3 protein-coding genes and 1 pseudogene are annotated in these 2,527 nt (G+C 35.0%); all 4 read left to right on the forward strand.

Going from position 1 to position 2,527, the window contains the following annotated elements; genetic code table 11:
* A pseudogene (locus VKY41_RS02790) lies at nt 1-268 on the forward strand (tRNA (adenosine(37)-N6)-threonylcarbamoyltransferase complex transferase subunit TsaD); the annotation flags it as partial.
* 83 nt (nt 269-351) lie between these two features.
* A complete protein-coding gene (locus tag VKY41_RS02795; protein ID WP_500812914.1) occupies nt 352-1,065 on the forward strand; it encodes a 16S rRNA (uracil(1498)-N(3))-methyltransferase in 714 nt (237 codons plus the stop codon).
* Between the two features lie 113 nt (nt 1,066-1,178).
* Entirely contained in the window at nt 1,179-1,823 is a 645-nt protein-coding gene (locus tag VKY41_RS02800) for a DUF4159 domain-containing protein (protein WP_500812915.1), read from the forward strand.
* 78 nt (nt 1,824-1,901) lie between these two features.
* On the forward strand, nt 1,902-2,527 hold a 626-nt coding region (locus VKY41_RS02805), incomplete at its 3' end, for an AI-2E family transporter (RefSeq protein ID WP_500812916.1).

The following is a 2,527-nucleotide window of genomic DNA, read 5'->3' on the forward strand; positions in this document are numbered from 1 at the left end:
TGTCGAATACTTAATGGACAAACTGAAAAACGCAGTCAAAAAGACTGGAATAAAAGAAATTGCTATTGGCGGTGGTGTTTCGGCAAACAGTGGAATTAGGAAAGCTCTTCAAGATGCCGAGCAAAAATATGGTTGGAAAACACATGTCCCTAAATTTGAGTTTTGCACAGACAACGCTGCTATGATTGCTATTGTTGGAGAATTGAAATACAAGGAAAGAGATTTTGCAGACTTCAATACGGTTGCTTCAGCACGGATGAAGTTTTAAGGAGAAAAACAAAAAAACTGGCGTCGATAAAAACTTCAGTTTAAATCAAACCCCAAATAGTCACGCCCAAATAGACAAGAATCATGCAGCTTTTTTACAATCCTAATATTTCAGAAAACTCAATAGATATAGTCTTCGACAAAGACGAGAGTCGCCACATTACAAAAGTGCTTAGAATGAGAGAAGGCGACACTCTTAAAATCACAAATGGAACAGGGTCTTTTTTCGATGCTGAAATAAGTGTAGTCACTCCAAAACAATGTATAGCTAAAATTTTAAAAGAAGAAAAAGTTAAACCACTACCCTATCACTTACATTTGGCTGTAGCTCCAACAAAATTGAACGATCGATATGAGTGGTTTTTAGAAAAAGCAACTGAAATTGGTGTCTCAGAAATCACACCCATTATTTGCGACCACAGCGAACGTAAAGTTATAAAACCTGAACGCTACCAGAAAATCATACAAAGCGCATTAAAGCAATCTTTAAAAGCCCATCTTCCCGTTTTAAATGAAGCAGTTTCACTAAAGAACTTTATTGAATCTACTAGTTCGAACGATGGAATATGCTGTATTGCTCATTGCGAAGAAAATGACAAAAACTCTTTGAAATCTGTTTTAAAACCTAATACTAAGATTACTATTCTAATTGGACCAGAAGGAGATTTTTCTCCCGAAGAGATTGAGCTCGCCTTAAAATCAGGATTTATACCCGTTAGTCTTGGCAATACACGCTTACGAACTGAAACTGCAGCGGTAGTAGCTTGCCATAGCGTGGCGTTTATCAATCACGAATAATTTACAATCTAACCACTTTCTTATTAAACAACTAGATCTCAATAAAATAGAAATAGTTGTTTCAAAATTAATTATTGAATTATATCCTTTCTGATTTTGTATTTTTGAAGCCTATGCGTCAAATATTATTTTCGATTTTTTTATTGTTTACTTTCGGAAGTACTCTTTCCCAAGAAATTGCCGTTCTTAAGTATGGTGGCGGTGGTGACTGGTATTCAAACCCTACTTCACTCCCAAACCTAATTAGTTTCTGCAATCAAAATATTGATACCGCCATAAATGAAAAACCTGAAACCGTAACGCCTGGAAGTGTTGATATATTTGACTATCCTTTTATACACATGACAGGTCATGGAAACGTATATTTCACACCTGAAGAAGCCGAAAATTTAAACAAGTATTTGATCAGTGGCGGATTTCTTCATATAGATGACAACTACGGAATGGACCAATACGTTCGGAAAGAAATTGCAAGAGTTTTTCCAAACAAAGAGCTAAAAGAACTTCCTGGCAATCATCCAATCTTTAGCATTCACTATAAGTTCCCTAATGGTCTTCCAAAAATTCATGAACACGACGGTCTGCCGCCACAAGCATTTGGGGTATTTGAAGAAGACAGATTAGTTTTACTATACACTTATGAATCTGATTTAGGAAATGGATGGGAAAATCAAGAGATTCACAATGACCCTCCAGAAGTGAGATTAAAAGCCTTACAAATGGGAGCTAATATTATAAAATACGTTTTTGAAAACTGAAATTGAAGAAAATAACTTCTTATTCACGTTAACAATAATTTGATTTTTCTTAATAACTGAATACAGTATATTTACGAAGTGAAAAGCACCGCCGAATCAATAACTTATGGAATTCTAAAAGCAATAGCTATAGTAGCTGGTGTTTTGTTTTTGTTTTGGTTTCTCTATAAAATCCAAGCTCTTATTCTTTTTCTAGGCCTAGCATTTGTAGTCTCCCTAATTGGTCGACCACTAATGGTGTTCCTTAAACGGCGTTTAAAATTAGGAAACGTATTCTCTTCTATTTTAACGCTTTTACTAATTGTATCCATACTCACACTGCTTGGAAGTATTTTTATTCCTGTACTTGTAAAACAAGGAAAACACATTTCAAAAATTGATTTTGAACAAGTTAAACGCGACCTAAACGAACTAAATATACAAGCTAGTGACTACCTTGGCGTAAACCACTTTCAACTAATTGAAGCTGTTAAACAAACCGAATATGTTCAAAATTTCGGCCTCGACATGATTCCAGGCTTTATAGGAACTGTTTTCGGAAATATAGGAAGCTTATTAGTGGCGGTTTTTGCAGTGCTATTTATATCATTTTTTCTTCTTAAAGACGAATACCTCATAGCCCGGACGGTATTAGCTTTAGCCAGGCGGAAGGACGAAGAAAAGTTTAAAAGAATAATGATAAAAATTAAAGAATTACTATCTCG

It is taken from the genome of Xanthomarina sp. (assembly GCF_035306605.1).
GTDB lineage: Bacteria > Bacteroidota > Bacteroidia > Flavobacteriales > Flavobacteriaceae > Xanthomarina.

Bases quoted from the DNA above. Each gene is read 5' to 3' on its own strand.
- VKY41_RS02795 (WP_500812914.1), top strand. From the start codon at position 352: ATGCAGCTTTTTTACAATCCTAATATTTCAGAAAACTCAATAGATATA.
- VKY41_RS02800 (WP_500812915.1), top strand. From the start codon at position 1,179: ATGCGTCAAATATTATTTTCGATTTTTTTATTGTTTACTTTCGGAAGT.